Source organism: Rhodococcus sp. P3_B8 (genome assembly GCF_056402775.1).
On the sequence record NZ_JBFUGT010000002.1, the window covers coordinates 12540 to 28992 of the forward strand.

A 16453-nucleotide genomic window follows, 5' to 3' on the forward strand; every position below is an offset into this window, starting at 1 on the left:
CACACGGCGCTCTGCACGGGGCATACCCCGGCACGTCCACCTTAGAACGTGTTGCAAAACGGAAGGAAGGACCGAAGCGATCCTGGATCGTGACCCAGGCGATCACGATCGGCCGGTCTGCGCCCTGCCCGGCCCGCCTTTCGTGCTGTAATGACGCGGCGCTCGACCCGACCCGAGCGGAGGAGAACACGCTGTGACCACCCGACTGTCCCGCCGGCAACTGTTCGGCGCCGCGACCGCGGGTGCGGTGACCGTCGTCGGGCTGGGGCGTGCCGCGGCGTCCGCGAATCCGGCTCGTCGGCTGCCGTCGCCTGCCGCGATCACGGCGTCCGATCCGGCTCTCCTCAGCGCGGTCGAGGCCGCGTCGCTGTTGCAGTCCCGGGCGCTGCATCCGCGCGAACTTCTGGACGCATGCCTGTCGCGCAGCGCCGCGCACGACGGCGGCATCGGGGCGTGGATCCGTATCTACCCCGAGCAGGCGTACGAGGCCGCGGAGTCCGCCGCCCGGCGACTCGCGGAAGGGTCCGCGCCGCTGGTGTGCGGATTGCCGATCGCGTTGAAGGACCTGTACGCGGTGGCCGGGCTGCCCGTCACGGCGTCGAGCGGCGTCCTCGAGGGCAACATCGCCGCCGGCGATTCCGGGGTGTGGCGGCAGCTGCGCGACGCGGGCATGGTGCTGATGGGCCACGCGCACACTCACGAGTTCGCCATCGGAACGGCGACACCGCAGGTGGGGAACCCGTGGAACGTCGAGTACTCGCCGGGCGGCTCGTCCGGTGGCAGCGCGGCCGCCCTCGCCGCACGATTCGCGCCCTGTGCGGCGGGTACCGACACCGGCGGGTCGCTGCGCATTCCCGCGAGCGCGTGCGGAATCACGTCGATCAAACCGACGTTCGGCCGGTGCAGCACCAGCGGGGTGATTCCGCTGACCTGGACGCGCGATCACACCGGTCCGATGGGACGCAGTGTCGCCGACGCGTCGCTGCTCCTGAGCCACATGGCGGGCGTCGACGTCGACGATCCCAGCACGTCGGTGGGTCCGGACGTTCCCGCGGAGGGTTACCCGCTGACCGCCGCGGGCGGGTCACGCCCACTGTCCGGCACGCGTTTCGGGTTGCCTCGCAGTGTCGCCGACGACCTGCCCGGCCCGATCGGGACCCTGTTCGCCGGCTTCCTCGACCTCGTCCGCGCACTGGGCGGCGAGATCGTCGACGTGACCGAGCCCGACGTCCCGAAGGGGTTGCTGAGCGGCGACTATGCCGAGTTCGGCTCGTATCACCAGCAGTTCGCGGACCGGCTCCCGGCATACGGCCCGGAGTCGGCGCTCGCCGCGACCGTGGCGATGGCGAGCCTCGCCCTGCCCGTAGCCGACTACTTCGCACTCGAACGCGCACGGCTGCGCTTCCAGCACGACTACAACCGGATGTTCGCCGAGCACCGGCTGGATGCGATTCTGCGTCCCGGCGCACTCACCGACGGCGTGCGGCGCGACGCACTCGCCGATTCGAGCGTGTTCGCCGGTGCGCGGGAGAACTACTTCTGGGCCAACTACACGGGGGCACCGGTCGTCTGCACCCCGGTGGGCCGGTCCGCGGCCACCGGCATTCCGTTCGGCGTGCAACTGGGCGGTCTTCCGTGGTCCGAGGCGTCGCTGATCTGCATCGTCCTGGAACTGCAGGAGGCGCAGCCGGTGTGGCGGGACACGCCGCCGCTCGGCCCGGCGCCGCGGCGGATCCCCGAGGTGCGGGTGGCGGCCCCCGGCGCCGGACCGACGGCGACCAACACGGACGACACGGGCCCGGGCATCCGGTTCGTGCCGACGACGTCGACCGCGGCAGTGTGACCTCGCGAGGTCAGGCGTCGAGGCCGAGACCCGCGTCCCGTGCCCGGACGATCGCGGCGGGACGGTCGGGCACACCGAGTTTGGCCAGCACGTTCGACACGTGGTTGCGCACGGTCTTCGGGCTCAGCACGAGCCGCCGCGAGATGCTCGCGTTGTCGTAGCCGCGGGCAACGAGGTCGAGGACTTCACGCTCCCGGTCGGTCAGCTCGGGAAACACCGTGGGGCCCACCCTGCGTGAGGCGGCCATGAAGCTCATCGCGCGGGCCGCGACCGCGGCGCCGAGGATCACCTCACCGTTGGCGACCGCCCGGACCGCCCGTTCGACCTCCCCCGGGTCGGCCCCCTTCACCAGGTAGCCGCGAGCCCCGGCACGCACCGACGCGACCAGCGATTCGTCATCCTCGTGCATGGTCACCACGAGCACCCGCAGTGCGGGGTGCCGCTCGACGAGCCGCCGGGTGGCATCCACCCCCGAACCGTCCCCGAGTTCGAGGTCCATCAGCACCACGTCGATGTCGCCGTCGACGACGTCGAGCGCCTCCGCGACGGAGCTGGCCTGCGCGGCCACCTCCATGCCGTCCAGGGTCGACAGCAACGCGACCATGCCCAGCCGGAACACGGGGTGGTCGTCGACGACGGCGACCCGGATGGACGAGGTGGTGGAATTCGCGGCGGCGCTCATGATGCGGTCAACGGTAACCGGGCCGTGACCACCGTGCCTGTCGGACGGGCGGATTCGATGTGGAGCGTGCCACCAAGTTCGTGGGCCCGCTCGCGCATCGACCGGGTTCCGACGCCGCCGCCCCCGGCCGGATCGAACCCGCACCCGTCGTCGTGGATGACGACGGTGAGCATCTCCCGAGCGAACGTGGCGTCGACCCGGCAGCCGTCGGCGCCGCTGTGCCTGCGCGCGTTGGTGACGGCCTCGACGACGATCCCGTACGCCGCGGCGCTGATCTCCGCGCCCAGCCTCGGCGGCGGTTCGGCCTGCACTCGCAGCTGGAATCCGCTGCGCGACTGGTTGGCCGCCAGTTCGTGCAGCGCCGGGACCAATCCGAGCTCGTCGAGCACCGGCGGGAACATGCTGCGGGACAGCTGCCGGACGCCCTCCACCTGATGGTCGAGTTGCTCCTGCAGCGCGTCGATGAGTTCCGCGGCGGCGGCGGGATCCGAGCCGAGCAGGTTCCGGGCGCCCTGCAGGCCGAGTCGGATACCCGCCAGCGACGGACCCAGCCCGTCGTGCAGTTCGCGGCGAATCATCTGCCGCTCCTCCAGTCGCACGGACGCGAGCCGCCGCCGCGCCTCCTGCAGATTCTCCGCCGACTGCAGCACGACGAGACCGGCCGTCACCACCGCCGACAGTTCGGTGAGCGACCGGCGGGTGCGCGCCCCCAGCGACTCCCCCGGTGGCGCCGTCACGACCATCGTCCCCAGCACCGCACCGCGGTGGGCCAACTCCACCGACTCGGCGTGCCCCGTCGCCGAACCCCACACCGCGGCAACCCCGTTGGCGCGACGCACGGACACGGATTCGAGCCGCAACGCGACGCCCACCCCGGCAGCGAGACCCTCCAGGAGTTGTTCCGGGGTCTCGGCACTGCCGAACTGCCGGCCCAGGGTCCGGACGGCCCGCGCCGGATCCGCGCCCTCGCCGTAGACGAGGCGGTGCACCCGCCGCTGCAGCCACAACCGGACCGGCTGCACCGCGACGGCGACGACACCCGCCGCGACCACCTGCGCCCCCACCGAATCGCCTTCGGGCAGCAGCGCCGTCACGGCCGTGGCCACCACCACGTAGAGCACCAGCAGCAGCACGGTGAGGGTGCCGGCCACCGTCGCGCGGCTGACGGCGAGGTTCAGCCCCCACATGCGCTGGCGCAGGATGCACACCAGGATCGCGACCGGATAGAACGCCTGAACGGCCAAGTGCGCCAACGGGTTGAGCACCCACAGACCCGGCAGTGACGCGGGCAGCGCCAACGGAACGTACGCGGCGGTCATCAGCGCCGTGCCGAGGCACATCCATCCGAGCCCGACACGCTCGTCGGGTGGGCCGTGACGCCACCGCCACCCGCAGTCCGCGGCCGCCGCAGAGCCGACGACGAGAACGGGCGCGATCACCCAGACCGCGGGGATGTCCGTGAACGTGCGGGACCAGAAGTACCAGGCCGTCGCGGCGATACCCGCGAGGACGCCGAGTTTCGCGCCGACGCCCAGCGGGTGGTCGCGGATCAGCCACGGCACGATCAGGAACAGGCTGAGCGTCCCCGGAATCCACGCGGTGTTCTGCAGCGGCGACAGCACGTCGACCCACGGCAACCCGGGACGCACGAGCGCGAGTTGCGAATAGCTGTAGCTCAGCGCGGCGACACCCACGCCGATCGCGGTGAGCCCCATGATGATCGGCACCGGGTGCACCCGCCGCGCGAGGACGACGCCCGCCACGGTCCCGTAGACCGCCGCCCCGACGACGTCCACCAGGAAGAACAGTTGGTTCGAATCGATGCCCGGATCGGCCCGGACGAACGCCACCACCGAGAGGACGACCAGAATCCACGCGGACACCGCCATGACAGCAGCAGGTACGGGCGCACCGCCCGTACCCGCCGACCCCTCGGTCATTCGAGTGTCCTTCTGCTTCACCATGATGCGAACGAGTATCGCCCCTACTCGCGCACGGTGTCGGCGAAAGCGAATCCGATCGCGCTCACCAGCACCCACAGCGGTCCGGTGAACCCGGCGAGGTACTGCAGCGGCGAGACGCCGATGACGGCCGTCACCAGGCCCAGGACCAGGCTGACCCAGCCGATCCACCGCGGGCCCGCCTGTCCGCGCAGCAGTGCGACGGCCACCGCCAGCGCGCTGACGCCCGCCCCCGCCCACAGCCACGGGATGGTGCCCATCCAGTGACCGCCGACCACCGCGAACGCCGGCACCAACTGGTCCGTGTCACCGAGACCGAACACCAACTCGGTGGTCAGGCCGGTTCCCAACAGGCACGCCGCCGACGTCAGGACCAGACCGAACGCCGCGACCGACGGCAGGATGCTCTCGGCCGGCAACGCTGCCCGCAGCCGCTGGGACAGCCCGGCGGCGAAGACGAGGATCAGCAGCGCCGTGGTCATGATCGACACGTGCATGACGAGGATCCCGGTGCGCTGTCCGGCGAGGCCGTTCATGATGGCGACCGCGTCGCCGGCCGACGCCTCCGCGTAGACGGCGTCGATCGACATGCTCGCCTGGATGCCGACGATTCCGGCCACGCCGGCGAGGACCCCGACGTAGGCCCACCACCGGCTGCCACTTCGCGGTCGTGCCGTCGCCGGGACCTCGTTCTGCACGCCGTCTGGAACGTTCACTGTGCTCATGGGACGAGAATCGGCCACCCGGCGTCCCGGGCACCAGGGGCGGATGTCCCGATGTGGCGGGACCGCCGACGGCCCTTCGGGTCAGCCCTCGAGCTTCTTTGCCCCGAGCATGTCCTTGAGCAGTTCGAACGCCACGTCTTCCGGGTCGCGGCGCGTCGTGGGGTCGGCGGGTTCCGCCGCCTCCGCGAACATCTCTTCCTCGTCCTCGGGTGTGGAGACGGGCGGCGTCGTCGCCGAAGCCTCGTAGTCGATCGGCCCGGGATCGTCCGGGTAATCGGGTGCCTCCGGCGGCGGGATGTCGTCGTCCGGTTCGGACGACGGACGTGCCTGTCCCGCACCCGGGCCCGAGTCGGAGCGCTGCGTGTCGGACTGCTGCTGCGGCGGACGCTGTGCGGTCCGCTCCTGGCTGGGCCGGGAGAACCGCGGTGCGCCTGCCGGTTTCGTCGGCGCTGCGGCGGCCTTCGCGACCGGTGGCGGCGGCGCCGTCGGAGCGCCGGCCTGGTACTCCACTTCCCAGGTGCCGCCGAACATCTCGGCGAGCACCTCGGTGATCACCTGGGCGTTGTGCGGTGACGCGATGCGAGCGCCCAGGTTGGGGACGGGGTGCGCCAGGATCAGGCGGTTGCCCTGAACGTCGTGCACCGTCGCGGCCGACAACATGGCAGGCAGGATCTTGTTCCGCTGACTCACCTTTTCGCGCAGCGAATTCCAGGCTTCCCGCAGCGCGGCAGCATCCGGGCCGGCGGATGCGGCGGGCGCCGCCTCCACCTCGGGGGCGATCGGCGGCTCCGGCTCGGGTTCGGGAGTCGGCTCCGGCGCAGGATTCGGTTCCGGCGCAGGATTCGGTTCCGGCGCAGGGGTCGGCTCGGGTTCCGGGACCGGAGCGGGCGCCGGTGCGGGAGTCGGCTCGGGCTCGGGTGCGGGAACAGGGGCCGGCTCGGGCTGCGGCTCCGGTTCGGGGACAGGGGTCGGTTCGGGCTGCGGCTCCGGAACGGGCGTCGGCGCGGGCTCCGGAACCGGCCGCGGCATCGGTTCGGGTTCCGGCTCGGGCGGCGGGGGCACGGTGGCCGCCGCGGCCTGGCGCATCGACGGTCGCTGGAACTTCGGTTCCGGTTCCGGCTCGGCGGGTTGTTGCGGCGCACGCGCAGGAGCCGCCGCGGGCCGCTCGGCCGCGTCGACGGCCGGCGCCGACCCGGCGGGCGGAAGTCCGCGTTCGACCCGTTCGAGTCGCTGCAGCACGGCGGACTCCGCATCGGACGCCGAGGGCAGCAGCATCCGGGCGCACATCACCTCGAGCAGCAGGCGGGGGGCGGTGGCGCCGCGCATCTCACCGAGGCCCGCGTGCATCACCTCGGCGTAGCGGGTGAGCGTGGCGGGACCGATCCGCTGGACCTGGGCGCGCATGTGCTCGAGCACGTCGCCGGGCGCGTCGACCAGGCCACGTTCGGCGGCGTCGGGCACCGCCTGCATCAGGATGAGGTCGCGCAGACGCTCGAGCAGGTCGACGGCGAACCGGCGCGGATCGTGCCCGGCGTCCATCACGCGGTCGACCGTCCCGAACAGCGCTGCACCGTCGCCGGTGGCGAGCGCGTCCACGGCGTCGTCGATGAGCGCGACGTCGGTGACGCCGAGCAGCGCGAGAGCGCGCGGATAGGTGACACCCTCGTCGCCCGCGCCGGCGAGCAGCTGATCGAGGATGCTCAGCGAGTCACGCGGCGAACCGCCACCCGCGCGGATGACCAGCGGATACACCGGGTCCGCGACCGGCACACTCTCCTGGTGGCAGATCTTCTCCAGCAACCCGCGCATCGTCGCCGGTGCGAGCAACCGGAACGGGTAGTGATGGGTGCGCGAGCGGATGGTCGGCAGCACCTTTTCGGGTTCGGTGGTGGCGAAGATGAAGATGAGGTGCTCCGGCGGCTCCTCGACGATCTTGAGGAGCGCGTTGAAACCGGCCGTGGTGACCATGTGGGCCTCGTCCACGATGAACACCCGGTACCGGGATTCGGCGGGCGCGTAGAACGCGCGGTCGCGCAGCTCACGGGTGTCGTCGACACCACCGTGGCTGGCCGCGTCGAGTTCGGTGACGTCGAGGTTGCCCGATCCGCCGGGGCCGAGGGCCACGCACGAGGGGCACTGGCCGCACGGCGTCGAGGTGGGACCCTCGACGCAGTTCAGCGATCGGGCCAGGATGCGGGCAGACGACGTCTTGCCACAGCCGCGGGGACCGGAGAACAGATACGCGTGGTTGATCCGTCCGGCGTCGAGAGCGGTGCTCAGTGGTTCGGTGACGTGCTCCTGCCCCACCACCTCGGCGAAGGATGCGGGTCGGTACTTCCGGTACAGGGCCACGCGGAAAGACTACCGGCGGTCCCCGACAGTCCGGGCCGGGTGGTCGAAGCACCCGCTCAGCAACCGCTCGGGGCGCTACTCACAGGCGGGAGTCCGAACCTGACCGCATTGCGTAACACGTTCGCAACGCAGCGGCAGCACAGTCGAAACCGCTCACGGTCATCGTGACTTTCCGCGCCGGGTTTCGTCCCGGGGTGTGAGGAGAATGTCGTGCCTGCAATCGACGCCGGAGCAACCGCCTGGCTTCTGATCAGTACCGCGCTGGTCCTTCTGATGACGCCGGGGCTCGCCCTGTTCTACGGCGGCATGGTCCGTTCCACCGGCGTACTGAACATGATCATGATGAGCTTCGTGTCGATCGCGCTGGTCACGGTCGCGTGGCTGGTGGCCGGATACTCCCTCATCTTCGGCGACGACATCGGCGGCGGACTGATCGGCGGGCTGGAGCACCTGGGGATGGTGGGCATCGACCCGACCACCGTCCACGGGCAGGTGCCCGAGATCCTGTTCGCCACGTTCCAGCTGACGTTCGCGATCATCACCGCCGCGCTGATCAGCGGTGCGATCGCCGATCGGGCCAAGTTCTCGGCCTGGATGATCTTCGTGCCCGTCTGGGCCCTCGTCGTCTACGCACCCGTCGCGCACTGGGTGTGGAACCCGCAGGGCTGGATCGCGCAGTTCGGCGCCCTCGACTATGCGGGCGGACTGGTCGTCGAGATCGTGTCCGGAGCGTCGGGCCTGGCGTTGGCGCTGGTGCTGGGCCCGCGTCTCGGTTTCCGGTCCGAGTCGATGCGCCCCCACAACCTTCCGCTGGTGTTGCTGGGCGTCGGCCTGCTGTGGTTCGGCTGGTTCGGTTTCAACGCCGGCTCCGCGCTCGCCGCCGACGGCACCGCCGCCGCGATCTTCCTGAATACCCTCGTCGCCGGGTGCACGGGCCTGCTCGGCTGGCTCCTCGTCGAGCAGAAGCGGGACGGTCACCCCACCACGTTCGGTGCGGCGTCCGGCGTCGTCGCGGGTCTGGTCGCGATCACCCCGTCCTGCGGCACCGTCAGCATGGTCGGGGCGCTCGTCGTCGGCGCCGTCGCCGGTGTGGTCTGCTCGTTCGCCGTCGGCTGGAAGTTCCGCCTCGGGTACGACGACTCGCTCGACGTCGTGGGAGTCCACCTGATGGGCGGCATCGTCGGCACCCTCCTGATCGGACTGCTGGCCACCGAGGTCATGACCGACGGACCGGAAGGCCTCTTCTACGGGGGCGGTTTCGCGCAACTCGGCAAGCAGTTGCTGGCCGTGGTGGTCGTCGCCCTGTACGCGTTCGGAGTGACGTACGCGCTGGGCAAACTGATCGACCGGATCTTCGGGTTCCGGGTGAGCGCGGAGGACGAGTCGTCCGGCATCGACCTTGCGTTGCACGCCGAATCGGCGTACGAACACGGTGTGCTCGGGCACGGTCCGGGCGGCGGCGGTCAGGGCAACAGTGTCTTCCCGTGGATGCACGAGGCCGAACGCCGGCGGCACCTGGACGCCGAGCGGAAGCAGAAGCCGTCGGATCCCGAGTAGCGGCGGCTACTTCTTCTTCGCTGCCGCAGCCTTCTTCGCCTCGGCCTTCGCGGCTTTCTTGAACTCGCGGACCTCGTGGAGGCTCTTGTCGTCCACGACGTCCGCGATCGACCGCCGGGATCCCTCGGTGCCGTAGTCGCCTGCGGCCTCCCGCCAGCCCTTCGGCTCCACACCGATCTGCTTGCCGAGCAGTGCCAGGAAGATGCGCGCCTTCTGATCGCCGTAACCCGGCAGCGCCTTCAGCCGTTTCAGGACCTCTTTGCCGTCGGGGTCGCCGCTGGTCCACAACGCCTCGACGCTGCCGTCGTAGTTCTCGACGAGGAACGCGCACAGCGACTGGATGCGGGTGGCCATCGATCCGGGAAACCGGTGGACCGCCGGTGTCTGTGAGCAGACGGCCGCGAACTCTTCCGGATCCATCTCCGCGATGCGATGCACCTCGAGGCCGCCGATCCGGTCGTCCAGCTTCTTCGGACCCGCGAACGCCGTCTCCATCGGAACCTGCTGATCGAGCAACATCCCGATGAGCAACGCCAGCGGATCACTCGCCAGAAGCGCGTCGGCGTCCGGATCCCCTACCAGATTCAGCGTGCGTGCCATGCTCTGATCCTGCCATCCCACCATCGGGCGGGTGCGCCCTTCACCTCGACGCGCGGTTTATTCACAGAGTTATCCACATCACTGCATTACCGGTCGGTACGCTCCACCATCGAGGCCACGCCGGCGATCAGACCGTCGCGCCAGTGCAGGACGTCGTGGCCCCCGCAGAACTCGCGGTACCGCACGGTGAAGGCCAACAGTTCGCGTACCTCGCGGTTGGGTTCGACGAGCATCCATTCGAGGGTCCCGACCTCCACGCTGAACCGGCTGTTCGACGGGGCAGCGGCGCGGACGCGGTCCTGGAACGGGACTCCCGGCCCCGAGCCGGGCCACCAGAACGATCCGGACAGGCTGACGGCGCAGCCGAACACGTGCGGGGCCGTCAGCGCGAGGTGGCACGCCGTCAGTCCGCCCAGGCTGCAGCCGGCCACGATCGTCGACGCGGGATCGTCGGTGGCACCCCATTCCCGCCGCAGCCACGGAAGCAGTTCGCCGACGAGACCGGACGCGAACGCGGCACTGCAGCCCAGCTCCTCGGATCGCAGTTCGGGTCCGACGCTGTCGACCATCACGACGAGCGGAACCCGGTGCCCGGCACGTCCGAGTGCGTCGACGGCGCCCGCGATCGGCAGGTCGACCGCCCACGTCCGGCCGTCCAGCAACACCACAACCGGACGATTCCGAACAGTGAGTCCGGGCGGTTCGTAGACCCACACCGACCGACGCGTGCCCGACAGCGTGAACGCCGTCTCGTGAAGCGCGCCGCGGCCGGGCCGGTCGGTCCACCAGTGCTGTGCGGGCGCCGCCGGCATCACCGCCTCGGAGCTGTCACCGGTCTGCACCACCCGCGTCGGCAGTGGGTTGAACGGGTCGGGTTGCGCGTCGGCGAGCACCCTCCGCCACCACTGCCAGCCCGGGGTGCCGCCGGGAACTGTCAATGGTTCCGCCCGGGGAATGAAACGGTAAGCACCCCGCCACTTCTCGGGGACCTCGATCGAGAGGGACCACAGGTCGGTGCCGGGTAGCCGGGACAGCGCGGCCTGTCCCAGGCGGGAGCGATCGGTGATTCCGTTGGCGTCGAGGTAGACGTGCCGCGTGCGTGACGTGCGCTCGTCACCGTCCGGATCGCGCCAGCAGAACGTCGCGATCACGCAGCCGGGGCCTGCCCCGTCCGGCTCGATGAGGGGACTGCCCGCGGCGGTGAGACGGTCCCAGAACGCGGGGACGCCGTCACGCGTCAGGTCGTCGATCGACCGTGCGCGCACGACGCGACGCTCGGGTCCCGGCACTCGTTGCAGCATCCACTTCCCCATTCGAATGTAGGTAACGCTAGCCTAAATCAGCTTCCTTACCCGTGCGAAAGAGAGTCTTACCGTGAAACTTCGTCGCTCACTGGCAGCCGTCGCTGTCCTCGCCGTCGGGATCGGCGCTGCCGCGTGCTCATCCGATCCCGATTCCGACGCCGCGACCACCGGCACCACCGCCGCGTCCGACCAGAACTGGCCGCGCACCGTCACCGACGAGACCGGCAGCATCACGATCGAACAGAAGCCCGAGCGGATCGTGTCCACCAGCGTCACCCTCACGGGCTCACTGCTCGCCCTCGACGCCCCACTGATCGGTACCGGCGCGCAGCGAGCCAGCGACGTGACCGACGAGAACGGTCTGTTCACGCAGTGGGCGGACATCGCCGCCGAGCGCGGCGTCGACACGCTGTACCAGGGCGAACCCAACGTCGAGAAGATCACCGCCGCCGATCCGGACCTCATCTTCATGTCCGCCACCGGCGGCGACTCGGCGCTCGATCAGGTGGACACGTTGAAGCAGATCGCGCCCGTCGTGGTGCTGCGATACGACGACAAGTCGTGGCAGGACCTCAGCGGACAGATCGCCGCGGCCATCGGGGCCGAGGCACAGGCCGACGCCCTCGTCGCGAAATTCGACCAGCAACTCGACGACGCCAAAGCGGCGCTGGGCGACACGGTCGCTGCGGCGAACCCGGTGAATGTGCTCGCATACAACTCGCCGGAGGAGTCGCGGATCTTCACTGCCGAATCGGCGCAGGGCATCCTGCTGGAACGCCTCGGATTCTCGCTCGCCGAGCTGCCGTCCGACCTCACCGCCGCCGACAAGGGCATCATGGCCGGCCGCAAGGACGTCGTGCCGGCCGGGCAGGAGAACCTGCCGCGAGCCGTGCCCGGCAACACCACGTTCATCGTGATCGGTGAAGCAGCGGACGCCGACAGGTTCCTTACCGATCCGACGCTGCGGGAGACGCCGTCCGTGGAGAAGGAGCAGGTGATCGGGCTCGGGAAGGACAGCTTCCGCCTCGACTACTACAGCGCGTCCAACCTGATCGACCGGGTCACGAACGCAGTGCGATAGCGCTCACCCCGTGTCGGCGCGGCCCATATCGGGTACCTCTACGTCACAGGGACTCCGGTCCGTTCACACAACCCGAAGGACACCCGATGGCCCAGAACGAAACGAATCGAGCCAACGGGATGAGCCGCGCCGTCGACAGGGCAACCGACAGCAACACTTTCGAGCGGGTCGCGCGCGCCGGCCACGTGATGAGCGGTTTCGTCCACCTGCTGATCGCGTACATCATCGTTCAGCTGGCGTTCGGCACCGGCGGCAACGCCGATCAGTCCGGGGCCCTCGGCGCCCTGGCCGCCAAACCCGGTGGCCGGTTCGTGCTGTGGGTGGCGATGGTCGCGTTCATCGCGATGGCGCTGTGGCGGCTCGCCGAGACCGTTCTCGGCCCCCACGTCACCGAGAATTCCGGGGGCGACGGCGACGACACGTCCCTGCTGGACCGCGCGAAGGCGTTCGGCCTGGCCGTCGTCTACTTCGCGTTCGCCTTCTCGGCGTACCAGTTCGCGAGCGGCGGTGGTAAATCGAGCGGTCAGCAGAACGCCGGAATGAGTGCACGCCTCATGGAATCCGGGGGAGGCAAGATCCTTCTCGTGGTGGTGGGTCTCGTCGCCATCGCGATCGGCGGCTACCACATCTACAAGGGGGCGTCGAAGAACTTCCTGGACGACCTGAAGGGCACCCCGTCGAAGCTCGTCGAGCCCCTCGGAGTGGTCGGCTACGTCGCCAAGGGGCTCGTCATCGCGGGCGCGGGCGTGCTGGTGATCGTGGCGGTCGTCAACGCCGACCCGTCCAAGGCCACCGGCCTCGACGGCGCGGTCAAGACACTGGGCTCGGCGCCGTTCGGGCAGTTCCTCCTGGTCCTCGCGGGACTGGGCATCGCCGCGTACGGGCTGTACAGCTTCGTGATGGCGCGCTACGCCAGGATGTAGAGACACGTCCGGCCGCTCACCCGCCAAGGGGTGAGCGGCCGGACGTCTTCTACTAGGACTTCGGCAGGTCCAGGCGTGACTCGGTGGCCGCGAGCAGCACGCACGTCGCGACACCGTTCATCGACTTGTCCAGATCCTCCATCGAGGGGAAGCTCGGCGCGAGCCGGATGTTCTTGTCCTCGGGGTCGATGCCGTACGGGAAGGCCGATCCGGCGGCGGTGAGCGCGATCCCCGCGTCCTTCGCCAGAGCGATGACGCGCTTCGCGGTGCCCTCGACGACGTCCAGGCTGATGAAATATCCGCCCTTCGGCTCCGTCCACGACGCCACCTTCGACGCCCCGAGACGATCCTCGAGGATCTTCAGGACGAGCGCGAACTTCGGCGCCAGGATCTCGCGGTGCTTCTCCATGTGGGCGCGCACGCCCTCGGCGTCACCGAAGAACCGCAGGTGCCGCAGCTGGTTCAGCTTGTCGGGACCGATGCTCTTCTTGCCGAGGTACTTCTGGTACCAGGCCAGGTTCGCGGTCGAGGAACCGAAGAAGCTGACGCCGGCACCGGCGAACGTGATCTTCGACGTCGACGCGAACACGAGCGGCCGGTTCGGGTTGCCCGCCTCCGCGGCCATCCCGAGGATGTCCAGCGACGGCGCCGTCTCGCCGACGAGCGGGTGGACGGCGTAGGCGTTGTCCCAGAACAGCCGGAAGTCGGGGGCTGCGGCCGGCATCGACGCCAGCGTCCGCGTCACCTCTTCCGAGTACACCGCGCCCGTCGGGTTGGAGTAGTTGGGGACGGCCCACAGACCCTTGATCTGCGGATCGTTCGCCACCAGCTCGGAGATGACGCCCACGTCGGGGCCGTCCGGGCGCATCGGCACCGGGATCATCTCGATGCCGTACGTCTCGGTGATCCCGAAGTGCCGGTCGTAACCGGGTGCCGGGCACAGGAACTTGACCTTCTCCTCCTGCGACCACGGGCGCGGGGAGTCGGGGGTGCCGTGCAGCAGGGCGAACACGACGTTGTCGTGCATGATCTCGAGGCTGGCGTTGTTGCCGGCGAGCAGGTTCTCGACGGGGATGCCGAGCAGTTCACCGAAGATGGCGCGCAGCTCCGGCAGCCCGGTCAGCCCGCCGTAGTTGCGGGTGTCGGTGCCGTTGCCGTCGCGGAAGTCGCCGTCACCGGGCAGTGTCAGCAGCGCCGCCGACAGATCCAGCTGTTCGGGCGAGGGCTTGCCGCGAGTGAGGTCGAGCGTGAGCTTCTCCGTCTTCAGCTGCGCGTAACTCGCAGTCTGGCGCTCGTGCTCCGAAAGTAGTTCCTCATGGCTCATCAACCCGATCTGGGTCTGGTTGGTCATCAGGAGCGGCCTCTCACCGACGTCGTGGGTCGGGTATGCGAAAGATAGGGGACCCCGCGCACCCGGCAGAGCCCGTTGACCCTTGCTGCCTTCCGGCCCTGGGGGAGTTCACAGGATGCGCGCCGCGCGGGATCCACCACAGAGTGTAGACGGCCCCGAGACGTGGTCGGGATCCACCCCGGCCCGGGCCCGACGCCGCACCTCTGACCACGGCCAGTGCTACCGTCGCCCCCGCATTCGGCCACCTTCGGCAAAGGATCGGGATGAAACTCAGAAGGACAGCACACACGGTGACACTCGCCGCCGTCGTGGCAGCACTGTCGGCGTGCGGCGGAGGCAGCGACGACGCAGCCACGTCGGACGCGGTGAGCTGGGACGCGGCCGAGCCGTGCACGCTCGCGGACGATGCGACGCTCGCACCGCTCCTCACGGCAGGCGCCGGCGAGGGCACCGCCACCGACAGTCCCGAACGTCGCGCCTGCACGTGGGGCAAGCCCGAGGCGCTGAACACCGTGACGATCACCACTACGAGCGCGCCGGAACCGGTCGACCCGCTGCGCACGATCGACGTCGGCGGGCTCGAGGGGCGCGCGCTCGCCGAGAGCAAGTACCAGTGCATCCTCGAGGTCACCACCGATGCGGGCACCCTGTCGATCGAGACGAAATTCGGTCTCGACGCCACCGCGAACGCGGACACGTCCTGCGACCGGTCCGTCCCTCTCGCCGAGCATGCCCTCAGCCAGCTGAAGTGGGCCTAGAACGGGCGGCTACCTGGTCGTTTAACGGTGAGCCGCCGTCGTTGGGTATGCTCCTCCACGGAGGATTCGCCTAGTGGCCTATGGCGCTCGCCTGGAACGCGGGTTGGGTTAACGCCCTCAGGGGTTCAAATCCCCTATCCTCCGCCACAGGAACCCCTGTGAACTGCTGAGAAGCGGTTCGCAGGGGTTTCTTTTTTCTGTCTTCGAGCGACGACCGATCGCCTGTCGGAGCCGAAAGTCCTGGCCACAGCGGGCACAACCCGTTATCTTCCTGTTATCGTCTGCGGTGCAGCGTTCGCTGTGCTGTGTGTCGATTCGAGATAAAAGGACATTCGTATGGCGATTCGTCGCACCCGCGCACTGATCGTGGGCCTGGTCGCAGTGTTGGCATCGGGCCTCGTGTCCGTATTGGCCGGAACCGGCGTCGCCCACGCCGACTCGGCCCTGATCTCGGTGTATTCACCGTCGATGGACAAGGACATTCCCGTCAAGGTGCTCAAGGCCGCGGGCGGTGGTCCCGCGCCGACCCTGTACCTGCTCGACGGTCTGCGGGCACCGGACGACAACAACGGCTGGCTGATCGAGACCGACGTGGAGAGTTTCTTCGCCGGCAAGCACGTCAACGTGGTCATCCCGTTCGGCGGCGGCGGCACCTTCTACTCCGACTGGCAGCGCGACGACCCGAAGCTCGGCCGCGTCAAGTGGGAGACGTTCCTGACCAATGAGCTGCCCCCGGTGATGGCTTCCCAGTTCGGCAGCGACGGGGTGAACAACGCGGTCGCGGGTCTGTCGATGAGCGGCACCTCCGCGTTGAACCTCGCCACTCACCGTCCCGACTTCTACAAGGCGGTCGCGTCGTACAGCGGTTACCCGACGGCCAGCTCGCCCGGCTTCGCGCAGGGCATCCAGGTTTCCGTCGCTCAGATGGGCGGCAACGCGCTGAACATGTGGGGCTTCTGGCCGTCGGGTGCGTGGCTTCGCAACGACCCGCTGCTCAACGTCGGCGCGCTGCGCGGCAAGTCCGTCTACATCTCGTCCGGCGCAGGCTCGGCGGCGGGCGATCCGACGGTCGACCCGGACAGCGCCTCGTTCGACCCGGTGAAGTTCTCGCAGACGGTCCCCCTCGAGACCGCCTCCGGTCTGAGCAGCAAGGTGTTCGTGCCCGCGGCGCAGCGCGCAGGCGCCAAGCTGCAGACCCACATCACCGACGACGGCCTCCACACGTGGAACTACTGGCAGGACCGCTTGCACGAGTCCTGGGCCAACACGCTGGCACCCGCCCTCGGGACCTCCTGAGCCAGGCGTCGTGATCGCCT

The 16453-nt window shown here is 69.5% G+C and carries 13 protein-coding genes, 1 tRNA gene and 1 other RNA gene; 7 read left to right on the top strand and 8 right to left on the bottom strand.

Features of this window, described 5'->3' with window-relative positions; all coding sequences use genetic code 11:
• The first annotated feature begins 193 nt into the window (after nt 1-193).
• The gene (locus AC1D1G_RS01350) at nt 194-1843 is read left to right on the top strand and encodes an amidase (protein WP_477950688.1); all 1650 of its coding nucleotides are present in this window, start codon (nt 194-196) and stop codon (nt 1841-1843) included.
• 10 nt (nt 1844-1853) lie between these two features.
• Here the strand turns inward: AC1D1G_RS01350 and AC1D1G_RS01355 are convergent, their stop codons facing one another.
• The 4 genes from AC1D1G_RS01355 to AC1D1G_RS01370 all read right to left on the bottom strand — a co-directional run bounded on the left by AC1D1G_RS01355 (nt 1854) and on the right by AC1D1G_RS01370 (nt 7563).
• Nucleotides 1854-2525: a response regulator gene (locus AC1D1G_RS01355; protein WP_418341083.1), complete on the bottom strand. Its 672-nt coding sequence runs from the start codon at nt 2523-2525 to the stop codon at nt 1854-1856.
• Nucleotides 2522-4465 carry a sensor histidine kinase gene (locus AC1D1G_RS01360; RefSeq protein ID WP_283332735.1) on the bottom strand — a complete coding sequence of 648 codons (1944 nt, stop codon included), beginning with the start codon at nt 4463-4465 and terminating at the stop codon, nt 2522-2524. Before AC1D1G_RS01360 ends, AC1D1G_RS01355 begins: the two co-directional genes overlap by 4 nt.
• A gap of 44 nt (nt 4466-4509) precedes the next feature.
• Complete coding sequence (locus tag AC1D1G_RS01365; RefSeq protein ID WP_283354586.1) at nt 4510-5211, bottom strand: hypothetical protein; 702 nt, start codon at nt 5209-5211, stop codon at nt 4510-4512.
• Between the two features lie 81 nt (nt 5212-5292).
• Complete coding sequence (locus AC1D1G_RS01370; RefSeq protein ID WP_477950691.1) at nt 5293-7563, bottom strand: DNA polymerase III subunit gamma and tau; 2271 nt, start codon at nt 7561-7563, stop codon at nt 5293-5295.
• A 210-nt stretch (nt 7564-7773) separates the two neighbouring features.
• Between AC1D1G_RS01370 and AC1D1G_RS01375 the strand changes: the two genes are divergently transcribed.
• A complete protein-coding gene (locus tag AC1D1G_RS01375) occupies nt 7774-9120 on the top strand; it encodes an ammonium transporter (RefSeq protein ID WP_005566991.1) in 1347 nt (448 codons plus the stop codon).
• 6 nt (nt 9121-9126) lie between these two features.
• Here AC1D1G_RS01375 and AC1D1G_RS01380 read toward each other — a convergent pair whose 3' ends face one another.
• On the bottom strand, nt 9127-9720 hold the full coding sequence (locus tag AC1D1G_RS01380) for an HhH-GPD-type base excision DNA repair protein (protein ID WP_283332732.1): 594 nt from the start codon (nt 9718-9720) through the stop codon (nt 9127-9129).
• A gap of 86 nt (nt 9721-9806) precedes the next feature.
• Nucleotides 9807-11021 carry an enterochelin esterase gene (gene fes / locus AC1D1G_RS01385; protein ID WP_477950694.1) on the bottom strand — a complete coding sequence of 405 codons (1215 nt, stop codon included), beginning with the start codon at nt 11019-11021 and terminating at the stop codon, nt 9807-9809.
• Nucleotides 11022-11094: 73 nt separating this feature from the next.
• Between fes and fepB the strand changes: the two genes are divergently transcribed.
• Nucleotides 11095-12105 carry a Fe2+-enterobactin ABC transporter substrate-binding protein gene (gene fepB / locus AC1D1G_RS01390; RefSeq protein WP_283332730.1) on the top strand — a complete coding sequence of 337 codons (1011 nt, stop codon included), beginning with the start codon at nt 11095-11097 and terminating at the stop codon, nt 12103-12105.
• Nucleotides 12106-12191: 86 nt separating this feature from the next.
• On the top strand, nt 12192-13028 hold the full coding sequence (locus tag AC1D1G_RS01395) for a DUF1206 domain-containing protein (protein WP_280781793.1): 837 nt from the start codon (nt 12192-12194) through the stop codon (nt 13026-13028).
• Nucleotides 13029-13080: 52 nt separating this feature from the next.
• On the opposite strand, the gene AC1D1G_RS01400 is transcribed toward AC1D1G_RS01395, so the two are convergent.
• Both AC1D1G_RS01400 and ffs read right to left on the bottom strand, forming a co-directional pair.
• A complete protein-coding gene (locus AC1D1G_RS01400) occupies nt 13081-14379 on the bottom strand; it encodes an aspartate aminotransferase type Ic (protein ID WP_280781794.1) in 1299 nt (432 codons plus the stop codon).
• Nucleotides 14380-14422: 43 nt separating this feature from the next.
• Nucleotides 14423-14517, bottom strand: an RNA gene (gene ffs, locus AC1D1G_RS01405) — signal recognition particle sRNA small type.
• Nucleotides 14518-14642: 125 nt separating this feature from the next.
• Between ffs and AC1D1G_RS01410 the strand changes: the two genes are divergently transcribed.
• The 3 genes from AC1D1G_RS01410 to AC1D1G_RS01420 all read left to right on the top strand — a co-directional run bounded on the left by AC1D1G_RS01410 (nt 14643) and on the right by AC1D1G_RS01420 (nt 16433).
• Nucleotides 14643-15137, top strand: a complete 495-nt coding sequence (locus AC1D1G_RS01410; protein ID WP_477950697.1) for a DUF3558 family protein — start codon at nt 14643-14645, stop codon at nt 15135-15137.
• 59 nt (nt 15138-15196) lie between these two features.
• Nucleotides 15197-15284 (top strand) — tRNA-Ser (locus tag AC1D1G_RS01415).
• A 189-nt stretch (nt 15285-15473) separates the two neighbouring features.
• Complete coding sequence (locus AC1D1G_RS01420) at nt 15474-16433, top strand: alpha/beta hydrolase (protein WP_105413940.1); 960 nt, start codon at nt 15474-15476, stop codon at nt 16431-16433.
• Nucleotides 16434-16453: the final 20 nt, after the last annotated feature.